The organism is Shewanella sp. MTB7 (genome assembly GCF_027571385.1).
Classification (GTDB): Bacteria; Pseudomonadota; Gammaproteobacteria; order Enterobacterales; family Shewanellaceae; genus Shewanella.
Map to the genome: position 1 here is coordinate 4513105 of NZ_CP085636.1, position 22892 is coordinate 4535996.

General features: G+C 44.2%; 19 protein-coding genes and 1 pseudogene. 9 read left to right on the forward strand and 11 right to left on the reverse strand.

Going from position 1 to position 22892, the window contains the following annotated elements; all coding sequences use genetic code 11:
* Positions 1 to 293 precede the first annotated feature (293 nt).
* Both HWQ47_RS19600 and HWQ47_RS19605 read right to left on the reverse strand, forming a co-directional pair.
* Positions 294 to 1010 (reverse strand): DUF599 domain-containing protein, encoded by a 717-nt coding sequence (locus HWQ47_RS19600; RefSeq protein ID WP_269971800.1) that lies wholly within the window; start codon positions 1008 to 1010, stop codon positions 294 to 296.
* Between the two features lie 265 nt (positions 1011 to 1275).
* Positions 1276 to 3099: a S8 family serine peptidase gene (locus tag HWQ47_RS19605; protein ID WP_269967717.1), complete on the reverse strand. Its 1824-nt coding sequence runs from the start codon at positions 3097 to 3099 to the stop codon at positions 1276 to 1278.
* Positions 3100 to 3545: 446 nt separating this feature from the next.
* On the opposite strand from HWQ47_RS19605, the gene HWQ47_RS19610 reads away from it, so the two are divergent.
* Positions 3546 to 4217 (forward strand): DUF2461 domain-containing protein, encoded by a 672-nt coding sequence (locus HWQ47_RS19610; RefSeq protein WP_269967718.1) that lies wholly within the window; start codon positions 3546 to 3548, stop codon positions 4215 to 4217.
* Between the two features lie 93 nt (positions 4218 to 4310).
* On the opposite strand, the gene HWQ47_RS19615 is transcribed toward HWQ47_RS19610, so the two are convergent.
* Positions 4311 to 4898, reverse strand: a complete 588-nt coding sequence (locus tag HWQ47_RS19615) for a TetR/AcrR family transcriptional regulator (protein ID WP_269967719.1) — start codon at positions 4896 to 4898, stop codon at positions 4311 to 4313.
* 122 nt (positions 4899 to 5020) lie between these two features.
* Here HWQ47_RS19615 and HWQ47_RS19620 point away from each other — a divergent pair, with 122 nt between their 5' ends.
* Together HWQ47_RS19620 and HWQ47_RS19625 are read left to right on the forward strand one after the other, a co-directional pair.
* Positions 5021 to 5653: a glutathione S-transferase family protein gene (locus HWQ47_RS19620; RefSeq protein ID WP_269967720.1), complete on the forward strand. Its 633-nt coding sequence runs from the start codon at positions 5021 to 5023 to the stop codon at positions 5651 to 5653.
* 67 nt (positions 5654 to 5720) lie between these two features.
* Positions 5721 to 6389 carry a glutathione S-transferase family protein gene (locus HWQ47_RS19625; protein ID WP_269967721.1) on the forward strand — a complete coding sequence of 223 codons (669 nt, stop codon included), beginning with the start codon at positions 5721 to 5723 and terminating at the stop codon, positions 6387 to 6389.
* A 135-nt stretch (positions 6390 to 6524) separates the two neighbouring features.
* Here HWQ47_RS19625 and yqfB read toward each other — a convergent pair whose 3' ends face one another.
* Positions 6525 to 6857 carry a N(4)-acetylcytidine aminohydrolase gene (gene yqfB / locus HWQ47_RS19630; RefSeq protein ID WP_269967722.1) on the reverse strand — a complete coding sequence of 111 codons (333 nt, stop codon included), beginning with the start codon at positions 6855 to 6857 and terminating at the stop codon, positions 6525 to 6527.
* Positions 6858 to 7162: 305 nt separating this feature from the next.
* On the opposite strand from yqfB, the gene HWQ47_RS19635 reads away from it, so the two are divergent.
* The 4 genes and pseudogenes from HWQ47_RS19635 (at position 7163) to HWQ47_RS19650 (ending at position 10759) form a co-directional block, all read left to right on the forward strand.
* A complete protein-coding gene (locus HWQ47_RS19635) occupies positions 7163 to 7609 on the forward strand; it encodes a hypothetical protein (protein ID WP_269967723.1) in 447 nt (148 codons plus the stop codon).
* Positions 7610 to 7930: 321 nt separating this feature from the next.
* Positions 7931 to 8500: an NAD(P)H-dependent oxidoreductase gene (locus tag HWQ47_RS19640; RefSeq protein ID WP_269967724.1), complete on the forward strand. Its 570-nt coding sequence runs from the start codon at positions 7931 to 7933 to the stop codon at positions 8498 to 8500.
* A gap of 11 nt (positions 8501 to 8511) precedes the next feature.
* Positions 8512 to 9758 (forward strand): annotated as a pseudogene (locus tag HWQ47_RS19645) (NupC/NupG family nucleoside CNT transporter).
* Positions 9759 to 10126: 368 nt separating this feature from the next.
* The gene (locus HWQ47_RS19650) at positions 10127 to 10759 is read left to right on the forward strand and encodes a DUF2076 domain-containing protein (RefSeq protein WP_269967725.1); all 633 of its coding nucleotides are present in this window, start codon (positions 10127 to 10129) and stop codon (positions 10757 to 10759) included.
* Positions 10760 to 11351: 592 nt separating this feature from the next.
* Here HWQ47_RS19650 and HWQ47_RS19655 read toward each other — a convergent pair.
* From HWQ47_RS19655 to HWQ47_RS19685, 7 genes are all read right to left on the reverse strand, one after another.
* Positions 11352 to 12305: a copper resistance D family protein gene (locus HWQ47_RS19655; protein WP_269967726.1), complete on the reverse strand. Its 954-nt coding sequence runs from the start codon at positions 12303 to 12305 to the stop codon at positions 11352 to 11354.
* Entirely contained in the window at positions 12298 to 12696 is a 399-nt protein-coding gene (locus tag HWQ47_RS19660; protein ID WP_269967727.1) for a copper resistance CopC family protein, read from the reverse strand. Before HWQ47_RS19660 ends, HWQ47_RS19655 begins: the two co-directional genes overlap by 8 nt.
* A gap of 44 nt (positions 12697 to 12740) precedes the next feature.
* Positions 12741 to 13463, reverse strand: a complete 723-nt coding sequence (locus tag HWQ47_RS19665; RefSeq protein ID WP_269967728.1) for a copper resistance protein B — start codon at positions 13461 to 13463, stop codon at positions 12741 to 12743.
* Between the two features lie 10 nt (positions 13464 to 13473).
* Positions 13474 to 15342: a copper resistance system multicopper oxidase gene (locus tag HWQ47_RS19670; protein ID WP_269971801.1), complete on the reverse strand. Its 1869-nt coding sequence runs from the start codon at positions 15340 to 15342 to the stop codon at positions 13474 to 13476.
* A 5-nt stretch (positions 15343 to 15347) separates the two neighbouring features.
* Positions 15348 to 15887, reverse strand: a complete 540-nt coding sequence (locus HWQ47_RS19675) for a DUF411 domain-containing protein (protein ID WP_269967729.1) — start codon at positions 15885 to 15887, stop codon at positions 15348 to 15350.
* Between the two features lie 222 nt (positions 15888 to 16109).
* On the reverse strand, positions 16110 to 16496 hold the full coding sequence (locus HWQ47_RS19680; RefSeq protein WP_269967730.1) for a hypothetical protein: 387 nt from the start codon (positions 16494 to 16496) through the stop codon (positions 16110 to 16112).
* 303 nt (positions 16497 to 16799) lie between these two features.
* Positions 16800 to 16922, reverse strand: coding sequence for a hypothetical protein (locus HWQ47_RS19685; protein WP_269967731.1), 123 nt, complete (start codon positions 16920 to 16922; stop codon positions 16800 to 16802).
* Between the two features lie 89 nt (positions 16923 to 17011).
* Here HWQ47_RS19685 and HWQ47_RS19690 point away from each other — a divergent pair, with 89 nt between their 5' ends.
* Both HWQ47_RS19690 and HWQ47_RS19695 read left to right on the forward strand, forming a co-directional pair.
* Complete coding sequence (locus HWQ47_RS19690) at positions 17012 to 17422, forward strand: helix-turn-helix domain-containing protein (protein ID WP_269967732.1); 411 nt, start codon at positions 17012 to 17014, stop codon at positions 17420 to 17422.
* A gap of 422 nt (positions 17423 to 17844) precedes the next feature.
* On the forward strand, positions 17845 to 22890 hold the full coding sequence (locus HWQ47_RS19695) for a 2-oxoacid:acceptor oxidoreductase family protein (protein ID WP_269967733.1): 5046 nt from the start codon (positions 17845 to 17847) through the stop codon (positions 22888 to 22890).
* Positions 22891 to 22892 lie beyond the last annotated feature (2 nt).

A 22892-nucleotide genomic window follows, 5' to 3' on the forward strand; every position in this document is an offset into this window, starting at 1 on the left:
AGCCATCAATACCGCTTTATTTGTCAGCAAGATCACTAAAGGGTCTAAAAACGAAGCCACGACCAGCTCCGAAATCAGACTGCTAAGCTATAACCGAATAGCGAATAGAAACACATGGGATAAACATCGTTTTTATCTCTATTTTCAGAGATGAAAAATAGATGTTTTATATAAACATACTCAATAAAAAGTGAAAATAAATGGGAGAGGTAACAAGATAAAAAATGCAGAACTATATTAAGAAAAAAACTGCGAGGTTAGCTCCTCACAGTTTTATATTTATCAATTAACTATTAATTTCCACGTTTATTATGCTCATTTAATACCTGCATTCCAACGGTAATGGCAATAACCGCCTTAGAGTTAAATTCACGCTGATATAAGGTGTACACCACGAACAAACTCACGCCAATAAATAGAATTGGGTGGAAAAACCAACTCAACACAGCCATGGCGAAATAGTAAGCTCGAAGTCCATAATTGTATGAATGCGCAGCTTGATCTTGAACAATGGCCATCTGAATCGCATAACTTTTCAAACGGTCATCTTTCATTAACTTATCAACTGGAGAAGCTCCAACCATCACATTAAGGAAACCATATTGGCGCATCGACCAAGTAAACTGAAAGAATGCCATTACAAAAATAAAGGTCAACAACGTGAGTTTAAGTTGGATCATCGTATGATTAGGCACACCAGTAAAAGGAATTGTGGCAATCACTGACTCTAATTTGTCGACTTGAGCAAATAAGGTTAATACACCAGCAAGTACCAATATTGTGGTGGAAGCAAAGAAGGTGATATTTCGCTCTAGGTTAGCCAATAATGCAGCGTCCCCAACTCTCACGTCTCGGCGAATCAATTCATTCATCCAGTAAATTCGATGTTGCTGCAGACAACGAGCAATACAATTTGTGGTCTTCGCCTTACGACGAGCAAAGCTGGTATAGCCTATCCAGCAAACAAAAAAACAGATAAGAGCAATGAGATCTAACACAGGAAAAAACATAACTAACTTTAAATACCATAGAGTCATTCTATTAAAGCACCTTTTAAACTTACTGGCCACACAGTGCTGATTAAATTCACGGGTAACGACTTGTTTTCAATGCCTATGAGTATAATAAAGTGATCTACTCAGCATTATTTTGAACAAACTAACTGTAGGAAATTAGATATGGGAATAGTCTTCTTGCTTAAATGATTTATCCTGAAGTAGGCCGTAAAAAAACCGCAAATAAATCTGCGGTTTTTTACCCTATCAAGCAACTTAATTAGAATATAACAACTTGCTCACTAGTACAGCTTGTTGTGCCTTCATCACATGCTTTATAAGTGTAACTTCCACCACCTTTACTGGTAATGGTATCGGTATAGATCGAGCTGGCCGACGTTGTGGCAATTATGCTGCCGTCACGGTAAACATCAACATTGCTACCTGCTGCACCATTAAAGCTTAGATCCACCTTTTTTACACCTTTGCTCTTATAACCATTTGCACTTAGGCTGAAATCGCCACCGGGTTCACCACCATCGCCACCCGCACAGCCATTAGCCGTTAGATAAGCGTCTGCTGCCGCAGCTTTGACAATTCCGTAGCCAAAATAAACATCGTTACCCGCTACACCAGCGTCCATCGCCGTCGCTTTTAATGCTTCACGGATTTCGTTACCGCTACACTGATTATGATTAGACCACACCAGCGCTGCGACACCCGATACTGCAGGAGTAGCCATCGAGGTTCCACTCATAAATCCATAATCAGATGTACCAATATCGATACTAATGTTAGATGCTGCTAACATAGCTGCGCGGTCTTCAAATGCTGCACCAACAGCCGGAATAGTCGTCGCATTAGTGTCACCTAAAGTACCAAATAACATACCTGCTTGATTATTGATAATGACCGCACCAACGCCTCCCGAACCTTCACAATTAGCGACCTTATCATGGAAAGAGATCATCCCTCGGTCGATAACACAAATATTGCCGTTTGCACCACTATCCATGACTTCGGCAGTACCCATATAGTAGGTGCCACCAGCAATTCCCCCTGCATTTTCCATTGCAGAGCTAGCATATGCAGCACCATCGACGGTCATATTTGATGCTGTCGCCATGCTTGCTGGATAGGTCGACAGCGTGTCAACGCCACCTGCGGTGACTTCAACACAGATGGTCTCGTCAGTCTTAACCTTCTTACCACGGCCAGTAGTACAACCTGGGAACTGTGAGAAATCGGCAATATTATTGTCTGCATCATTAGCACCGATCATCATTACTGATGGGTAACCTGCAGGATATGAACGAACATTATTACCATCATTTCCTGCAGCCGCGACAACGAGGCCACCTGCATCAACGAAAGATTGAAATGCATTCGATTCCGTTGAGTTTGCACCACCGCCACCTAAACTCATACTGATAATATTCGCACCAGCCGCACTACAAAGGTTTGCTGCGTGGGCTAAATCAGAAGAATATCCCCATCCATCATCATTAAAGACTTTAATGATGTGCATATCGACGCCAGGTGCCATACCGATCACGCCCACGCTATTGTCAGCAGCGCCTACAGTACCGGCTACATGTGTGCCGTGTGGACCACCATTTTCGTTCCAATTACCCGTACCAGAATCATTGTCACCTGAAATATTGTTCCACTCAAAGTCACTGTTACTAGCATCCAAACCTGAGTCGATAATACAGACTTTCATGCCTGCACTGGCGTTAAATGCCACTTGGTTAGCTTGAGATTGATAAACCGCATATGGCGTCACTTGTTGCGTCATCGGATTGCCCGCATCATCACTGTATGCCGACATTAATTGACGGCGTTGATCGGCTTCGACCAATTTAATATGTGGGTTCTTCAGCAAGCCTTTTACTTGAGAGAGATCTTTACCCGTAAATGTAGCCGAGATAAAACCATTACCATCAATATGAATCTCTCCCCCAAGCCTATTAGTTAGCGCCTTAACAACACCTTTATTACCATTGTCCACTTGAATAATGTAACGATTGTCATCAGCTTTTGCGGTCGTAGATACACTCACAGTCAGGGCTATGATAGCGCTCGCAATTTTCGATAATTTCATAAAGCTTCTCCGTTATATTTTTAATATAGAGTTACTGTTCAATCTGAAAATAGCGCAAAAACTATCGGCTGCGACTAACGCCATTTACGTTACTTTCAATTGGTTACATTGCCGAACCTACCAGAGGCCTTCTAAATTAACAAGTTACTAACATAGTGTATTGTGAGAAGTTTTGATTATTGTATAAAAAATACAGTAAAATAATTAGATCAGATTAAATCATTAAAATGAGCTGTCATCTCAATCCGATGGCGTTAGAGAGGAGTCGATAAGTCATCGTTAGTAGCAAACAAATACCCGTTGGAATAAAACCACTCTGTAACATCTATACCCAAACTACTTGGGTATAGATGAACTCGGGCCCGTTAATCTCAACTTATTTAATGTCAATGATATTGCACTTATGATACGTTTTATCATCCCTCTAAGTCAGGTGCCATATCCCTATGTTTAGCCCTAAGAGCTTCTCGTTTCTATCCCTACTCGCCAACAACAATGATCGTGAATGGTTCAAAACCAATCAGGTTCAATATGAGGCCGAAGTGCGTACCCCAGCCCTTAAGTTTATCGAGGCGATGCAACCTCATATTCTTACTTTGTCGCCTAGGCTCGTCGCACTACCTAAAAAAGTAGGCGGTAGCCTAATGCGTCCCCAAAGAGATGCTAGGTTCAGTAAAGATAAGACCCCCTATAAAACCAATGTCGGTATTCAATTCAGGCATTTTCAGGGCAAAGATGTTCACGCTCCGGGACTCTATATCCATATTGCTAATGAAGGTTGTTTTCTCGGCGCAGGGATTTGGCATCCAGATTCAAAAGCGCTCAATAAACTGCGTACTTGCATTGATGAAAATCCCAACGCTTATAAGAAGGCTCTCACTCAATTAAGATCAGCTGGGTTTGAGATGGAAGGAGACAGCTTAATCAGGCCACCAAAAGGCTACGATAAAACTCACCCTATGCTCGATGAATTAAAACGCAAAGACTTTATCGCCATCAAACCTATCGAAGCCACACAGATCCAAGATAAAGACTTTGTCCCTTGGTGTGCGAAAGAATTTGAACAGACGCAAAAGTTAATGGCCTATTTATGTTTTGCACTGGATCTGGATTACTAATTCGAACTGCGGAATAAAACCTCTTAATCAACGCTATTCATCACTGTGGTTAGAAAAGAAATTCTGTGGAGTGCTCCCGTTAACCTCACTCCGCTAACCCTGTTCTTTTAAAGAGATAAGATAGCTTTTCAATACCTGATAAGCCCCCTCAATCACCTCAAACTGGCCCGCTTTACCGAGTACCCGTATGCCCTGCATCTGCATTAAGAGGAAACGGCTGATCTGAATCGGATCAACATCAGTTCTGAGTTCACCGCTAGCCTTAGCATACTCAAGACTTGTACTAAACGCAGTGAACATGCCCTCGAACAGTCGCTCACACTGCAGCTTAACCACATCATCAGAGATAATTTTCTCCAGTATCGCATTTTGCAGGAAACAGCCATATTTTTGCTCCTTTTGTATCGCCACAAAGCGCTCAATATAGCTTAACAGTTCATCAAACCCTCCATTAGTAGCTAACGATTTCAATTTAGGCTGTGAGTACTGCTCTAAGTAATAGTTAAGTGATTCACGGTACAGACTTAATTTATCACCATAACTGTTATACAAGCTGAAGCGGTTTATCCCAAGGTAGGCAACCAGATCTGCAATTGAAGTGGCCTCATAGCCCTGTTGCCAAAATAGCTCCATGGCCAGTACCAATTTCTCTTCTCTGTCGAAATTACAACTTCTTGCCATAGATCTTTTTACTCTTATTTAGTCGAAACTTATTCTTGACCGAACGTTCAGGTATAGTTTAGATTCTAACCTAACCAATCGTTCCGTTAAAGTATTTACTGCCACTAACAGAAGAAACAATAATGAAATTATATGAACTGGCTCCAAGTCCAAGTGCTAGACGCGTTAATATCTTCCTTGCTGAGATGGGCATCGACGTTGACAGAGTCAGCGTCGATATTCGTGGTGGAGAAAATTTAACCGATGAGTTTAAAGCCATTAGCGTCAATGGTCGCATCCCCGTACTCAAGTTCGATAATGGTCAAACTCTGTGTGAATCCGTAGCCATCTGCCGCTACTTCGATGAGCTACACAAACCCGCTAATTCACTTTTTGGCAACAGCCCTATCGAAAAAGCAAACGTAGAGATGTGGCAACGAATCTGCGAACTTCAGGGCTTATTCGTCGGCTTTCAAGCCTTTAGAAATATCACAAAAATATATGGAGATAGAGAAAACTGCATCGAGGCTTGGGGAGAGGAGTCAAAAAAGAGGTTAATCGACTTTTTGCCCACATTAGACACTCAACTCAGTCAGCATGAGTATATTGCGGGTAACACTTTTTCTATTGCAGATATCACCGCTTATGTCATGGTAAGTTTTATTCAACATCTGGATGTCACCCCAAACTCGAAGCAGGTCTATCTCAAGCGATGGCAACAACAGATAGAACAAAGAGAATCGGTACAAACTGTCAATGCCGGCACTAATACTTAACCCAATTCTGTTCGAATTAACGGTTCAAATGAAACCACAATATTAACTAACACATTTTGGAGTCATCATGATAGACCTCTACACAGCAGCGACACCCAATGGCCATAAAATATCTATCGCATTAGAGGAGATGGGGCTCGAGTATCAAGTTCACCACCTGGATTTAATGGAGGCTGATCAAAAGAAGCCTGAATTTTTAACCATCAATCCTAATGGCCGGATCCCAGCCATCATCGATCGGGACAACGATGACTTCGTGGTGTTCGAATCCGGTGCAATTTTACTCTATCTAGCAGAAAAAACAGGCAAACTACTCCCTGCAAACCCTAAAAAGCGTTCTCAGGTTATTCAATGGCTGATGTTTCAGATGAGTGGGGTTGGACCTATGATGGGGCAAGCCAATGTATTTTTTCGTTACTTTCCAGAGAAGATCCCAGCAGCCATCGAGCGTTATCAAAACGAGAGTCGCCGTTTATTTGAGGTAATGGATAAACAACTCGCCACCAACCGTTACTTAGCTGGCGATGATTACACCATAGCCGATATTTCGACCTGGCCTTGGGTGCGTATTTATGAGTGGAGTGGCGTCGACATCTCAGGTCTGGATCACCTGCAACGTTGGATGAGCGAACTAGCAGAGCGTAAAGCTTGTCAGATAGGCATTGCCACACCGCCACCATCAGATCTTAGCGACGAAGAGCGGGCTGAACAGATTAGAAAGATGGTCTCTAAATAGAGAGCCACAAGTCTCCTGACGGCGACTGTTTTCCAACACTATAGATATCTGACTCCATACCTCAATGGAGTCAGAGATCAAATTACTCAAACAGGTACTCAAGCCAACCACATTCGTTCAATTTCATGATCAGCTTTATTTTACCAAATCATTAACCAGTTTGTATGAGATCACATAAAGCTGCTCAGTGTTTGGATACACCTCTGAAATTATCTCCTTGAGTTTAGCCAATTCCAGATACTCTTGCTTCGCGTGGAACTCATTTATCTCACTAAACAGAAGCGGCGCAACCGATAGTATCTCGATATCACAAACCTTAGTATCCGTTTCAAGGGTGAACACTTCCACTTGAGTACCAGGCACATAATGGCATTCAGACTCATCCCGAATGGTGATAGTCTTTTTCCCCGATGCTACAAAGGGCGTCAGGAACTCAAAAAAGGTAATCTTTGTTGGTATCTGTTTCATTTTTACTTCCAAGTTATCAATCCCATTCAGTCTGGTGCTCTCTGACTTCAACCACTACTTTACGCAAGTTTGATCCAGTACTAAAGCGGTATCAGCTCACTTTCCATCTCCAAGAATAATGCTGGTATCACTACTTAATAGATCACTTAAATTTCAAATACTTAATTAACGAGTAGGCCTTGCTCAAATTCACATTCGCGTACATGATATTGATAATTGAAGGTTAGATAAAAACTAAACAGAGTAACAAGCATCAACACAACAACAAAATAAGAGTTCAACATTGGAAGTTGCAGGAGTTCATTATGCGTTCACGACTGTGTATTACCGCTTTTCTCCTGCCATTTTCGCTAAGCTCAACGACAAGTCAGGTAACAAATATTAAACTCACCACTTACCTTGGTGGCACTCAGGGAAAGCTAACCGATAAACCTGCACTAATTTTTAAATTTGGCAACGGTTCAGCTGATAACACCTGTCGCATTATCACCACTGAACATTATCTTAGGCACGCTAAAAACCGCCTAGAGAATATTAATCTGAGTGAGTCTCGCTTTTACTTTGACTGTGAATGGAACGGAAACTATTATTTTTTATCGAATCGATACCGTACTTACGCAGAAGTAATAATCAAACAACCGGATACCCATTTCCCAATGTCGATGCACATAGAAGCAAAGCTGGTCAATCTACTAGGAGAAAAAGTCGACATTGTTAGTGGAGATATCTCACTAAGAAAAAACCATAAATAGTAAACCCATATATAATGAACAGCTTACAAAAAAATGCATCAAGTACGGTATCACCTCTGGCTATCTCTGATGAATTTACGTGCACCACTCGCAAGCTGATTAAAAACCTCCCAAAACCCAGCTTAAGTGTGACTTTAATATCAATATCTAACCAAGCCAATCTACTTTAACAGTCGCTTGTGCAATATTAGCGCGCTGCTGTTCTACACCTAATAAATGTCATTAACATATAACAATTGGCGGCCTCAAAACACCATCTCTTGAGGCGAGTTCAGTCAGCATTTTGATATTATTTTTTACTAACTTTTAAGTGCAGACAAAATGAACCACACAAACAGCAAGGTGCTGCTGATCTCGGGTCACCCCGATCTCAAACGCTCAATTGCGAACCATGAAATTCTGAAGAGACTGCAAACAGTGAGCCCTCTTTCAGTCCATAAGCTCGACCAAGCTTGTGCTAATTACAGTGTTGATGTGTCAGCGGAGCAAGCTCTTCTTGTGCAAGCCGACATTATTATCTTTCAGTTTCCCCTTTATTGGTCAACTTACCCAGCGTTAATGAAGCTTTGGTTTGATGAAGTGTTTTGCTACAACTTCGCTTTTGGCCCCAAAGGCGACCAGCTCAAACACAAAAAAGTCATTATCTCGATAACCTGCGGCGCCACCGAAAATTCCTATCAAGCAGGTGAGTTTAACTTCCTACCACTTGAGCAGTATCTACAGGCGGCAGTGCATCCGATTAAAGCGGCGCAAATGGATATCGTCGACACCATTATTAGCTTCGAAATGAACTCAACAGCCGATGAGGGTGGCAATCAAAACACGGTTATCGAACTGTCTCAGCAACATGCCGAGCGCTTAATCAATTCAATTAATCACATTCAACAATAGGTCTTGCCATCATGTTGCAATCTTTACTCGGTATCGCTGCCCTACTAGCCGTGGGCTATCTTTTTTGTAATGCTAAAAAAATGTTAACTGGCGCACTGTCGGTGGCGCGTTAATTATTCAGTTCTCTATCGCGGGCTTCGTGCTGGCCACCAGCTTTGGCGCAAACATGTTATTAGCTGTCTCAAATGGCGTAGCAAATGTGCTTGGCTTTGCAACCAAGGGCATTACCTTTGTGTTCGGTAACTTGGTGACATTCCAAGTGGAAAACTTAGGCTTCATTTTTGCTTTCCAAGTGCTACCAGCCATTATCTTCACCGCATCATTAGTCAGCTTGCTGCACTATATGGGGATCATGACATTTTTTGTCAAAATCCTCGGTGGCGGATTGCAAAAGGTGATTGGTTCCTCTAAAGCAGAATCGATGAACGCGATAGCTAACACTGTCTGTGGACAAACTGAGGCACCACTTTTTGTAAAGCCTTGGCACCCATATCTAACAAAATCTGAGATTTTTGCCATCATGGTTGGTGGTTTAGCCTCGATTGCAGGCTCTGTTTTGGCAGGCCTTGCCGGTATGGGCGTTGAAGTGCGATACCTAGTGATGGCGTGTTTTATGAGTGCGCCAGCAGGTTTATTGTTTGCAAAGTTGATGATCCCAGAAACAGAGCAGCCAATGAATGATGTCCCTGCCTTACCTGACGATCAGAAACCAACAAACTTTATCGACGCGATAGCTAAAGGCGCAATAACAGGTATGCAAATTGCAGCGGTTGTGGGCGCTATTTTGATTGCCTGTATTGGCTTAATGGCGATGCTCAACAGCATGATAGGCTGGACAGGCGGATTGTTTGGCTTTGAAAATATTACGTTAGAGCTATTACTAGGCTATGCGTTTTCGCCTATTGCTTGGCTAATTGGCGTTCCTTGGGTTGAAGCCAACATCGCGGGTAACTTCATTGCGCAAAAGCTAGTATTAAACGAGTTCGTTGCCTATGCAGGCTTTGCACCTTATATCTCTGGTGAAACTGTCGTTGCAGCCACTGGCGAAGTGATGTCACCTAAAGCCGTAGCCGTCATTACCGTTGCCCTATGTGGCTTCGCCAATATAGGCTCTGTGTCTATGGTAGTCGCAGCGCTAAGTACCATGATCCCTAAGCAGTCTAGCTATATTGCTTCTGTGGGCATGAAGGTACTGTTAGCTGCAACCCTTGCTAACCTACTATCAGCGACCGTTGTTGGCCTGTTTATGTCTATCTAAGACATAATTATCCGCGCCATAACAACTGCAAAGCGGTGATTACAGCACTGGCTATCATCACAAAATGCTTAGCTCATTTATCTGAGTCTAAGCATTTTCTATTCAGCCCTTTGCACAGCTAAGTCGTTCTAATCTCATCAAACCAGCCCCACACCTCTCCCTAAAAAGTGATACCCAAGGATCTCTTTTAGATAAAACTCTCTTAATCTTTGTAAGTTTTTAAAGCTGCTTGTTTGTTAATTGTTGTTAACCGGCTGTTATTTAAGCTGTTGATAATAATTAGCTTTATTATTTGTACGTCTGGAGTGAACCTTGAGATAGGATGCGTATTAAATATAAAATGATGTATCCCTTATTTAGGAATTAACATGACTCCACAAGAGAAAGAACTGATTCAAAGCGTCGCTGATAAATTAAAGGCGAGCCCAAATAATCCAAAAGACTCTGAAGCTGATAACCTCATTAGCCAAGAGATCGCATCTCAAGAAGATATCGTCTACAAACTGACTCAAGCTGTATTAGTGCAAGAGATGGCACTTAAAGACATGAAGTCAAAAAATGACTTTTTAACCTCACAGGTTGAGCACTTCAGAAAAGAATCTGAGCGTGGCACTTTGAGCCGTATGATAGGCGGCACCACTCCTGCGCCAGTTCAGCCGCAACCTGTTCGCCAACCAAGTGCCTTTGGTGGCTTTATGCAAACCGCCGCAAGTGTTGCAGCGGGTATGGTTGCAGGTCATCTTATTAGTAACGCACTGTTTGGTGATGATGAACCAACTGCAGAGGCGACACCTGAACCTGACGCAACAGATACTCAAACTGCAGCCACTGAACCTGACGCAGGAACCTCAGCAGATGACGGTGCAGATTCAAGTTTCTTAGGTGATAACTCAGGTTTTGCCTCTGAATATAACGATCCAAGCTCAGACTTCGGAGCTGACACATTAGCGAATAATGGCTTCGGTGAAGAAGAAAGCTTTGGCGACGACGAAGAGTTCTAATCGTTTGCACTGATACTAACCAATACCTTTGTTGATATTGGTATCATAACCCTCTTCAACCAGACTAAGTTGTCGAGGGTTAAAGGATAACTGAGAACCTCTTTAATTCTATCTTTGCGGCCCGGCTCACAGGCCAACAAAAACATAACAACCATTCAAACCTAAACAACTGTTAATAACAAACCACTCGTATATTATCGCCGTCTAATTTAATCATTAATCCATATGCAATGGCTTTAGCTTGCCTTAACAGGACGTTGGTATGGACAACAGCACAAGTGAAAAGCAACACCTGCAACTGGAACATAAGAAGTCGAATGAGATTAGCCCCTCATCCGACTTTATCGCACCGAGCTAATAATCTATGCTTTCATAACATCGTTAGTACTGGCGTATTCAAAAAATTCAAGGCAAATGGCGAAGGTGCTATTTTTCTTTAGTTAGACCAATGAATATGGACAATTTGCCAGAGACACAGGGGAAAACATAATGCTAGCGAGCAGCAATACGCTTGAAAATAGCATTGATATACCATTTATTTTATCTTTGTTCATTACACTTACTTCCTTTATTTGAACCGTTAACTTAGGCGTCAGGAAAAAATTTTAGGTCCTAAAACACTTGAAACGAACGCTGTGATGGATAAAATTAAGCAGGCGATAAGGATCTCAACTCCGATAGATCTCTTCAGTAATAAGCTTGGTCTTGGATCATTATCACTCGCACTCAGTCCGGGCACTAAGTTGAACTTATTCAGTGCCGCGATCATTAAGATTAGGGCAATGATAGACAGCTTGATTAATATTCCGAGACCGTAGTTGCTAGTAATGATCTCCATCGGAGTTTGCAAGAGTTGAGTCAGTAATATGCCACCCGTCAATGCAACAATGGCAACAATAAACATGGCGAGTCGACCGAATGATTCCATATATTGTTTCAGCTGTTCAGACGCTAAACAGCCACACATAGACCACAAGGGTAACAATGAACCTATCCAGACACCGATAGCGACGACATGAAGTGCCACTAACCACTTAGCAAACTTACCTAGCTCAGTACTGTGTCCTATTAGGGTAAAAGAATAGGCTAAACAAACCGTAGCAATTAACAGTAAGCTAAAGAGGAAAAAACGATTAGTTCGATTGAGCTTATTCGGGATCAGTGCCGCCAGTAACACTAAGCTAAACCCGGTAATACGCCAAGCAACTGAGCTGCCAAGATCACTCAGCCACAAAAGTTCGCTCATGGTGGGATCAAACAATCCCGCCCAGCCATCTTCAGCAAATGAGCCCACTTGAAGATAGAAATTCACCACCACGGCCCCTCCCCCGATGATTGCCCCTTTACACATATAACGGGTGAGTTCACGGTACTGAGTTAACAATCCCTGTTCTTGCTTATGGGTAAGACGTTTGCTCTCTAGCCCGGTGATCAGCATCATCATAAATAGGCCACCGATCACACTCGCTACCCCCCCATAGATTATCCATTTGGTGATAATTGCGACTAAATCGAACGGGTTGGTTTGTCCAATAAGATCAATCATTGGCGAGACCGTTCTGTTTCAAGTCATCGGTATCTGGGACAGTGGGACGCACCATAAAGCTAAAGGTGCCTTTCATTTTATGGACATCCTCTCCCATTATCATCCAGTTAACCGAATAGTTTGAGGACATCAACTCAGGCAGCGCTATAGCAAATTGCGTTGAACTCACAGAACGAGGTTTGAAGCCGATATTGATCTTCTTACCCTTGACATCATGCAGAGTCAGTTTGACGAGTCGGACCGAACTGTTAAATGAAAGTTCTAGAACTTTTGGCGAACCTTGTAACACCCCTTTGTTTGCCGGACTCGATGCTGTTAGTCCGGTATGGGCGATCGCGACAGAGCTGAAGATGAATGTAACGAGAACGAGTAATATTTTGATTATTTTCATTTTTATTTCCTTAGGTGGTATTAGTAGGTCTACATCAGTCGAGTTTAGAACCATGATCTGAAGCCTATGACGAACTGAGTTTCACTCTCATCCTCTCCCTTATCTCTTGCATAATCTGCGGTCTTACCAAACCTCTTGTTCCAACTTATGCCTATATAGGGGGCAAATTCCCTGACTAGCTCGTAACGTAATCTCAACCCTGCACCTAAATCTGACAACCCAGCCCCAACGCCGATCTGCGGATCATTTTGACCATAGAAATTTATTTCAACCTCTGGGGTTAAGATCAGTTTTTGGGTGATAAGCAGTTCATATTCACTGCTGAAACGAAAGGCTGTGCGACCCGCTTCGCTAATAAATAAGGCCGTATCGATTTCAAAAAAATAGGGCGCTAATCCCTGAACACCGAGTACAGCCCAATTTCGGGAGGGAGAGGATTCGATATCCCGCCTAATTCCCAGCTGTAGATCCCAGTAGGCCGCGATAGCACGACTATAGAGCGCCTGTATCTCGGCATCTTGGGTTTCGCTATCTGAATATTCCCCCTCAGTCTTAATCCAGAGTTTATGCAGATCATAGCCAAGCCAAGCTTGAGCACTCCAACTCGCGGTGTTACTGAGATCGCTTTCAACCTCATCTAACATCACCTTAGTTAAAAGAGGATCGTCGACCTCGGCAGCTAAGACTTGATCTATGCTGCTGAAATTGACCAGCATAAAGAGAACAAAAGCGGTTGTGAGGTAATGCTTTAACAGTATAATTTTCATATTTAACACCTTATGTAACAATGATTTTTCTGAACATACCTGCCATATGAAACAGCAAATGGCAGTGATAGGCCCAGCCTCCCATCGCGTCGGCTGTAACGAGGTAACTGATGGTCGATCCCGGTTGTACTATCACAGTATGTTTACGTGGGATAAAATCTGGATCCCCCGTCTCTAATTCACTCCACATACCATGTAGATGCATGGGATGAGTCATCATGGTGTCATTGACTAAGACTATTCGAACCCGTTCACCAAACTTAAGCTCCAGTGGGGCTGCATCGGCAAACTTGATGCCGTTTATCGACCACATGTAGCGGCTCATGTTTCCGGTGAGGTGTAGTTGGATCTCTCTGGTCGGTTCACGTTTATCTTGGGTTGGTGTGAGTCCTTTGATATCGGCGTAGGTGAGCACTTTACGTTGATACAGGCTCATATGTTCTCTCAGGCCTATGCCTGGATCGCGCAGACCATTCTTTGGGCTTTGGGCACGCATATCCACGTGAGGCCCAAATTCACTGGACTGATGCAAGATCTCACTGGTGCTGCCGAGTCCCGCTAAACCTAAAGCTGTGCTGCCTGAGCTCATTCCATCGCTCATGTCACTGCTCATCTTTGGAGTACTAATATCGGGAGCATCATGCCCCATGGCACTGTGATCTGTTAATTTAGACTTGTTCGAATCCATCTGCATTGTGCCATTATCCATCTCCGCCATGGCCATCCCCATATCTGAGTGGCCTAACACTGGCGCAGGATCCATATCTGGTAGTGTCGGCTCCAGTGCCATATCCGAGGTCAGGCTGCCATAGGTAAAGCCCGTTCGGTCATTACTTTGGGCAAAAATACAGTAAGCATTGTCGACTTGTGGTTCGACGATCACATCGTAGGTTTCCGCTACGCCTATGCGAAATTCATCGACACTGATAGGTTGGATATTCTGACCGTCGCTGGCTACAACCATCATCTTTAATCCTGGGATCCGTACATCGAAGATGGTCATCGCGGCACCGTTTATGAATCTGAGCCTAACGCGTTCGCCCTTACGGAATAACCCCTGCCACCCCTGTTCCGGTGTATTACCATTGAATAGGTAGGTATAGGTATAGCCAGTTACATCGGAAATATCCCTGTCACTCATGCGCCCCTTATTCCACATCGAACGCGCACTCCAGGTATTGGTTAAGCCATTTGTCCCTATCTCATCAAAGAGATCCATCAGGGTTCGTTCGCGAAAATTGTAGTAATCGGATTGTTTTTTGAGTTTGGCATAGATGGTCGAGGGATCTTCATCGGACCAATCTGACAGCATCACCACATATTCCCTGTCATAGAGCACGGGATCTACATCGATCGGATCGATGACTATCGCACCATACATTCCGGTTTGCTCTTGATAACCTGAATGACTGTGATACCAATAGGTGCCACTTTGCTCCACGTTAAATTGATATTCGAATGTTTCTCCGGGTTTAATCCCGGCATAACTAATCTCTGGAACACCGTCCATATTCGGTGGCAAAATGATGCCGTGCCAATGAATTGAACTATCATGGTCTAAATTATTAGTAACCCTGAGTATCACAGTTTCTCCCTCTTTCCAGCGCAGTACCGGTCCTGGGATACTTTGGTTAATGACCGTTGCCCTAGCTGTATTTCCGGTAAAATTGACTGTTTGATAATCGATACTTAGATCAAATACCTTGCCACTCAATATCGTTAGTCCTTTGCTTATAGAATTGGCTAATACACTTCGGCTAAAAGGTAAGTTGCTTAATACCATGGCCGCCGCGGCTCCCATGACGAAGCGACGACGCGAATTATTTGCCTCAATTTGCTCTGGAGATTGTGCCGCAGTTAATTGAGTTGATGTCTGCATCGTTTTCATAAAGTTGCTCCTGCTAATGCCTTGACTTCGGCGTAGACCTGACTCGATCCATCGCTGTTGAGTAATAACACCTTATAGGGTCTAAATTTGTCTCCGTATTCCATTCCCGGACTGCCGACTGGCATAGTGGGAACAGCTAAACCTATTGATCCTGAAGGAGTATTGTCTAAAAATTGATGCAGGTATTTGGCTGGGATATGACCTTCGAATACATAGCCTTCCGAGGATATTGCGGTATGACAGGATCTAAGGTTTATGGCTATGCCACTGGCCTGTTTGATGTTAGCCAGATGCTTGCTGTCGTGTGCCTTGGCATCGAATCCATGCCGGTTTATGTAGTTGATCCATTTATTGCAGCAGCCACATTTGGGATTTTTATAGACGTCCAATGATGGAATGAATGAGGTTATTTCCGCTTTGGTATTACTGGCTAATGTCTTAGGGGAGAAGACATAAACAATTGTACCAGCAACGAATAACGTCAATGTGATTAGAATTGAGGTAAATTTTATTTTAGCGCTAATTATTGAAAGCATAGAGCCTCCTGCACTCGCTCACCTGAAAATGACAACATGTTCAATTATGCTGCACTGGATACAGTGATATTTACCCTTGAGGGTCAATATATTTTCGGGCTCAGAGCTGAGTTTACGTTATTGAGAACAGGGAAAAGGTATCGATTAAACCCTGATTAAAAAGCGTGGATAGCTGGAAAGCACAGACAGAACGAATAAAATGTAGACGTAAGTGTGCCTTGTTTAGGCAAGTATCGGAGGACGATACAGAGAAGATGGGTACTGGTTTAACGTAAGCACTCGATATTGGCTGATGCCGACAAGAGCAAGTGGTGTAGTGATAAGCAGAGGAATGTCCATCGGAAGTGCGACAGAGGAGCAAAACTCCATGTTGCAGTGACAGGTACAAGTCTGATGTTCGTCATTCACCATAATTTGTGAGGGATTGGAATGAACTTGGTTCATGTCCATGGTGTTGACCTTGACCTCTAAATCTCCCTCATACATCGAGGCATTATTCACTTGCATCGAGCTCATTGACATAGCATAAGGCATTATCACGGCCGCGTATGCCTGACCGACAAAAGTCAGCAGCATAAACACCATGATTAACCTTTTACTAAGATTCAAAAAGACTCCAATAACACAAATATAACTTTCGCCAGCATAACGTAGGTATTAAAAAAATCAACACTATCCATGTAAACATTGTTAATCATACGTTTAGTTAGGTAAAGAATTCGGACGAATTGTTCAACCTAACTTCATTTAACGATCAAAAACAACTACAAAAATAACAAGTAGACTTGTTATTATGCCAATTTAATCAACACCCTAATTGAATGACTTTTAATATCCCCTTTGAATACGGAAAGCTTCGCTGCATAGGGTTCAAATTAACCAGCGTAGCCTCATCTCAATAACCATGCCGACTCAACGGCTTCCTTTTTCAAGGCCCAAGTTCGCAAAATACGTCACCAAAAGAGGATTTTCTTCCTGTTCGTGAAATGCGATCTCTCCCATCTCCCATTTTTTATGCCAAAAACTTGCCTTCATACAGCCTCCATTAATACTTCAATTTAGTATCAGCAGTTCAAGTCGACTTTAAATCAAGAGGCCATTACTCTCGAATAAAGGAGAAAAGTATGGATATTGGAAAAGTGGCTAAAATCTCTGGGCTACCCGCCTCAACGTTAAGGTTTTATGAAGAGAAAGGCCTGATTCGTGCCAGCGGTAGAAATGGATTGCGAAGAGTTTATCACTCAAGTGTTATAGAACGGCTCGCATTAATATCTTTAGGGCAAAATGCGGGTTTCTCACTCGAAGAGATAGGCGAGATGTTTACCTCTGAAGGGCCGACAATTAATCGAAGCCAACTGTTAACGAAGGCGGATGAGTTAGATAAAAAGATTGAAGACTTGATCGCCATGCGTGAAGGCCTGCGTCACGCTGCTGCTTGCAAATTTCCCAACCAATTAGACTGTCCCAAATTTCTTCGTATTCTGCGCATTGCGGGTAAAAACCGTTCGAGACAATCAAATATATTAAAGAGGTAACAACATAAAGCGACATGGAAAATCATCAATGCTTCTATCCGCTTTATTAGAGGAATATGAAGCCTTATTAGAATATTTAGGCATAGCTGTGGCTCTCAGAGCGACTATCAAAATGATTCTTTGGGTGATAATGCTATCATTATGATTCTAGAGGGTTTTAATTACACATTAGTTGGTAGTATTTCGAAAAACTCTCGTTTTTTTTGTGACGTCCCCCTCGTTTTCATCCTCAAAAATTGATGTAGTATCGAAGTATACCTCTTTTTGTATACCTGCATTTTAGGTATTTCTACCAACATTAGGCCTGAGCTAAGCGACGTCTTTTTTATTAGCGCCATCGGCGCTTTATGCAGATCAAATAGATAATTGATCACATATGGTAGACGACTGAACTAGCCTAATAAACTTAGGAACGTCATGCAATGTCTTCATCTGAGCAAAAGATCTGTAACAATAACAAACAAGAATGCACCTCTACACAATACCCAGGTTTAGATACCGTCATCCATGGAAATGGCGCGGTAGCCCACGTAATGAATTATGTTTGTGGCGGTGTGATTGGCTACCCCATTACACCATCGACAGAAATATCGGAAATCTATGAAGAGTTCCGCGCCCAAGGTGGTTGTAACCTTTGGGATCAACACCCTTTCTTCTTCGAGCCAGAAGGTGAGCACTCTGCACAAAGTGGTGCATTGGCCGCAGCCTTGACAGGGGGTAAGTACATCTCTAACGCTTCATCAAGCCAAGGTATTCTCTACGCATTAGAGTCCCACTATGTCACTGTTGGTAAGAAAACCGCAGGATTTGTGCTACATGTTGCAGCCCGCTCGGTTTCTCGCCACTCGCTAAACGTGATGGCAGGTCATGATGATGTTTACGCTCTACTTTCAGCAGGCTACACCACACTATTTGCCAGTAACGCCCAAGAAGCGGCTGATATGGCGGCTATCTCCTATAAAGTGAGCGCACAATCGCTTATCCCTGTGGCGAATGTTATGGATGGCTTTGCCACCAGCCACATTCAAAGCAAGGTACAACTTCCTGAGCCTGAGCTACTTAAGCACTTTCTTGGCAATCCAAGCGATCGCATTCCAGCCCCCACAGAAGCCCAACGCCTACTTTATGGTGCCAAGGGACGAGTATGGCAGCTAGGCCTCTTTATCGAGCAGAACCAAGATGAGTTCTGGCCAGAGAAGCTCACAGAACTGCAAGCGTACCTTGAACAGCACAGTGAGCAAGTCGAGATTGACAGCAGCGGCGAGCTAATTGGAGCAACAAAAGAGTGGGTTCCAACTGAGCTGAAAAACAAGTGGCGCCGCGCCTGGTTGAATGCCTATGAGAAAGACACTCGCCAACGCGTGCCGGCACTGGTTGATACCCACAACCCAGGATTAACCGGTGGCGTGCAAAACCAGCCTGATTATCAAGCGGGCATTGTCGACCATCACACTCACTTTTTAAGCGATGTACCCCAGTTTATCGAACAAGCTATGACTGAATACGCCGCGCTTTCAGGCCGTCACTATGAGCCAGTTATGGGCTTTATGTGTGAAGATGCCGAGCACGTCGTCATCGGGCTAGGCTCAGTCACCGATGACGCCGAAGCCGTTGCTAGTTACCTGCGCGGCCAAGGTAAAAAAGTCGGTGTACTCTCTATTAAGCAGCTCTATCCATTCCCTGAAGCAAAACTCATTGAAAAGCTTGTGGGCAAAAAATCGGTTACTGTGCTTGAGCGCTGTGATGAAACAAGATTGACTGCCAGCGTGTCACGCTCACTCATGAAAGCCGCTGAAAACGCCGACCAAGTACGTCACCCTGGTATTATGCCGCTGAAAAAGTTACCTCAACTAAGCACTGGTATCTTCGGCCTAGGTGGCCACGATCTGCAGCCATCTCACCTTATTGCTGTATTTGATAACATGTACGCCAAGGCGCCCAAGCCGTTTTTCTATGTGGGTACCACCTTCTTCGATAAAGAGGCTACAGGTGAATTAGAGCGGGTACAAAACCGCCTTCGTCAAGCTTATCCAGGCACAGAGCTGATGGCATTAGAGGTGGGTGAAAATCCAAATCTTCTTCCCGACAGCGCCATACGTATCCGTTTCCACTCTGTCGGTGGTTACGGCACTATTGCCACGGGTAAACTGCTTACCGATATTCTCTCTGGCGCACTGGGCTTACACTCTAAGTCGATGCCTAAATATGGTTCAGAAAAAAGTGGCGCCCCGACTAACTTTTTTATCACTTTATCACCGGATCCAATCAAGCTAACCAACGCCGAGCTACAGCAGGTTGAAGTGGTATTGTCACCGGATCATAAGGTGTTTATGCATACCAATCCGCTATCTGGTCTGCAAAAAAATGGTACCTTTATTCTACAAACCCAGCACAGCCCTGAGCAGGTATGGCAGGAGATCCCTGCCAGTGCCCGTCTGTATATTCGTGACAACAACATCCACTTCTACATTGTCGATGCGTTTGAGGTAGCACGTAAGCACGCGCCGACACCGGATCTCGAGATCCGCATGATGGGGATCGCCTTTATTGGCGCGTTATCGGGTCATGCGGATCAGGTCACTGGCGACACTGACCCTAAGCAGATGCTTGAGCGTATCGAGAAACAGATCAACAAGAAATTTGGCGCTAAAGGAGAGAAGATTGTTGCCGGTAACATGGCGGTGATCAATGATGGTATCGAAGCGACTCAAGCGGTTAACTATGCTGATTTTAGTGATGATATCCCAGCGGCACCTGCAAGTTCATGTAGCAAAAAACAGTCTCAAAGTCAGGCAAGCTGTGGTCTGTTCGATCAAAGCTATTTCAATAATATCGCGGGTCAAAAATATATCGACGGCACTATCGGTGATGCACCAGTGATCCCAGGATCTGGTATGTTTATCCCGCCTTCGAGCGCGATCACCAAAGATAAAGGACTGTTTCGCCTCAACGTGCCTAAGTTTAATCCGGACGCCTGTACTGGTTGTATGGAATGTACTATCGCCTGCCCCGATGGCGCGATCCCCAACGGAATTTACGAGTTACACGATCTACTCAGCTATGCCCTCAACAAGCTTGAGATCCCACCTGTTCAGCTAGAGCAGACTAAATCTCAGTTACAGCCCATTTGCGATGGTATTCGTCATAGCTATCGTAACCTTGCTAAAGGTGAGACACCCTCGCTGCCGCAAATCGTGGCACGGGTGGTCGATAAAATGGCCTTTACCGGTCCAGCAATGAAGCATATCGCCAGTATGTGCGTGGTACTTGAAACCATCCCTATGAGCTTTACTAAGCCATTTTTCGACGCGATGGAAAATGATATTTCAGGTTCAGGCGGGTTATTTAGTCTGGCGGTAGATCCAAGCAAGTGTACAGGCTGTATGGAATGTGTCGATGTTTGTGGTCCTAAGGCCCTTGAAAAATCGCGCCAAACCACTGAACTTAGCAATGAGATCCAACAACATTTCGATACCTTGGCCGAGCTACCCAATACGCCTATTCGGTTCCTTGAACAAGCCACCAAAAATCCAGGTGAAGCTAAGCGCCTACTACTGGATCGCAACAACTACTACGCCATGAGCTCAGGCCATGGTGCCTGTCGTGGTTGTGGTGAGGTCACTGCACTTAGACTCGTGACTTCGATTAACCGTGCCCTACAGCAACAGCGCTACAAGGCACATATAACTCAACTAGAGGAATTAATCGAGCAGCTAGAAACTAAGCAGGTTTGCCTTCTTGACGAAAACCTTTCAGATAGCAGCGATCCACAGCGCTTAGCCCGTATCAAACAAACCATTGCTCTGCTAGATAAGCGATTATATCTATTTGAGCAAGGTCCAACGGGCAAGGGGCCATCGGATGCATTGATCGCTAACGCCACAGGTTGTAGTAGTGTTTATGCGTCGACCTTCCCATCGAATCCATATCAAGATCCTTGGATAAACAGCCTATTCCAAGATACGCCAGCTATCGCAAAAGGCTTGTTCGAAGGGGAAGTGGTCAACCAACTGGCACAAATTAAAGCGGTTCGAAGTGCCAAGCTAGATATTAATGACCAATACGATCCACAGGTGCACGATAAGCAGCTTCGCTACCTTGAGTGGACAGGTCTTAGTGACAGCGAGCTTGCGCTACTGCCCACAGTATTTAGCATCGGGGGCGATGGTGCCACCTACGATATCGGTTTTGGTGCCTTATCCCGCCTACTGACTACATCGACGCCAGTTAAAGTACTGGTACTTAACACGGGCAGTTACTCTAATACTGGGGGTCAGGCTTCAACCTCAAGCTTCACCGGACAGGACTCAGACTTGAGCCGTGTTGGTCAGGCGCACAGTGGTAAGCAGGAGGTGCGTAAAGAGCTAGGTATTATTGCGAGTTTCCACCCTAAGGTGATGGTGATTCAAACCTCTACTGCACTACAAGGCCACTTTATGTCGAGCCTGATAGAGTATATTAACTATCAAGATGCCCCTGCACTGCTTGATGTTTACACCCCATGTATGGGTGAGCATGGTATCGCCGATGATGCCAGCACTCGTCACTCTCGCTTAGCCGTTGAGAGCCGTATGAACCCTGTGTTTATCCACGATCCACGCAAGGGTGAAACCTTAGCCGAGCGCTTCTCGCTGGACGGAAACCCTGAAGGCGATCAAGACTGGGCAACCCAGACCATCACTTATGTCGATAACGACGGTATGACCCAACTTAAGCAAATGCCATTTACCCCCGCCGACTTTGCCCTATTTGAGGGACGTTTCAAGAAGCAGTTTAAGGCCGTCAGTGCCAATGATGATGTCATCGAAGTGGCTGAGTACCTCAAGCTAAGCAAAACTGAACGCGCGGGTAAAACCCCGGTGATCTGGACAACAGATAAGCAGCAACACCTTATCCAGCTGGGTATCGTCGATTCTCTTGTCGCCCTTTGTGAAGAGCGCCTGCGTAACTGGAGGATGCTGCAATACCTAAGTGGTCAGCATATGAAGCAAGTTGAGCTTAGCTACCAACAGCAACTTAAGCAGTGGCGTCAGCGCTACGAGCAAGCGATGGAAGACAAAGAGCTCACTATCGACAACATGGCCAATGGCCTCGCTGAACTTGCGATGGCGGCAGGATCTTTTGCCTCTAACAATCTTGATCCTAAGAGTCGTATTGCGGTGACTCAGATAGATAACAGCACAAGTACAGCACAAGCTGCAGCTGGCAATCTGCCTATTGTGGTGATCAACGAAGATGAAAAAGCTGACTGTAACGATTGCAAGTCTTGCTACCAACAGGTGGGCGAACTGTTCCAAAAAACCACCATTATTCATAACGGTGAAGCTAAAGTAGTTGCTCAGGTGATCCCTGGTGCTGTCGACAGTGTCACGCTAACGGATGATCTAGTTCGCCGAGCGGCCCGAATAGTCGATGAATGCGACGCTGAGATCATCCACTTTAACGCACCAGCTAAGGTAGGAGCATAGTT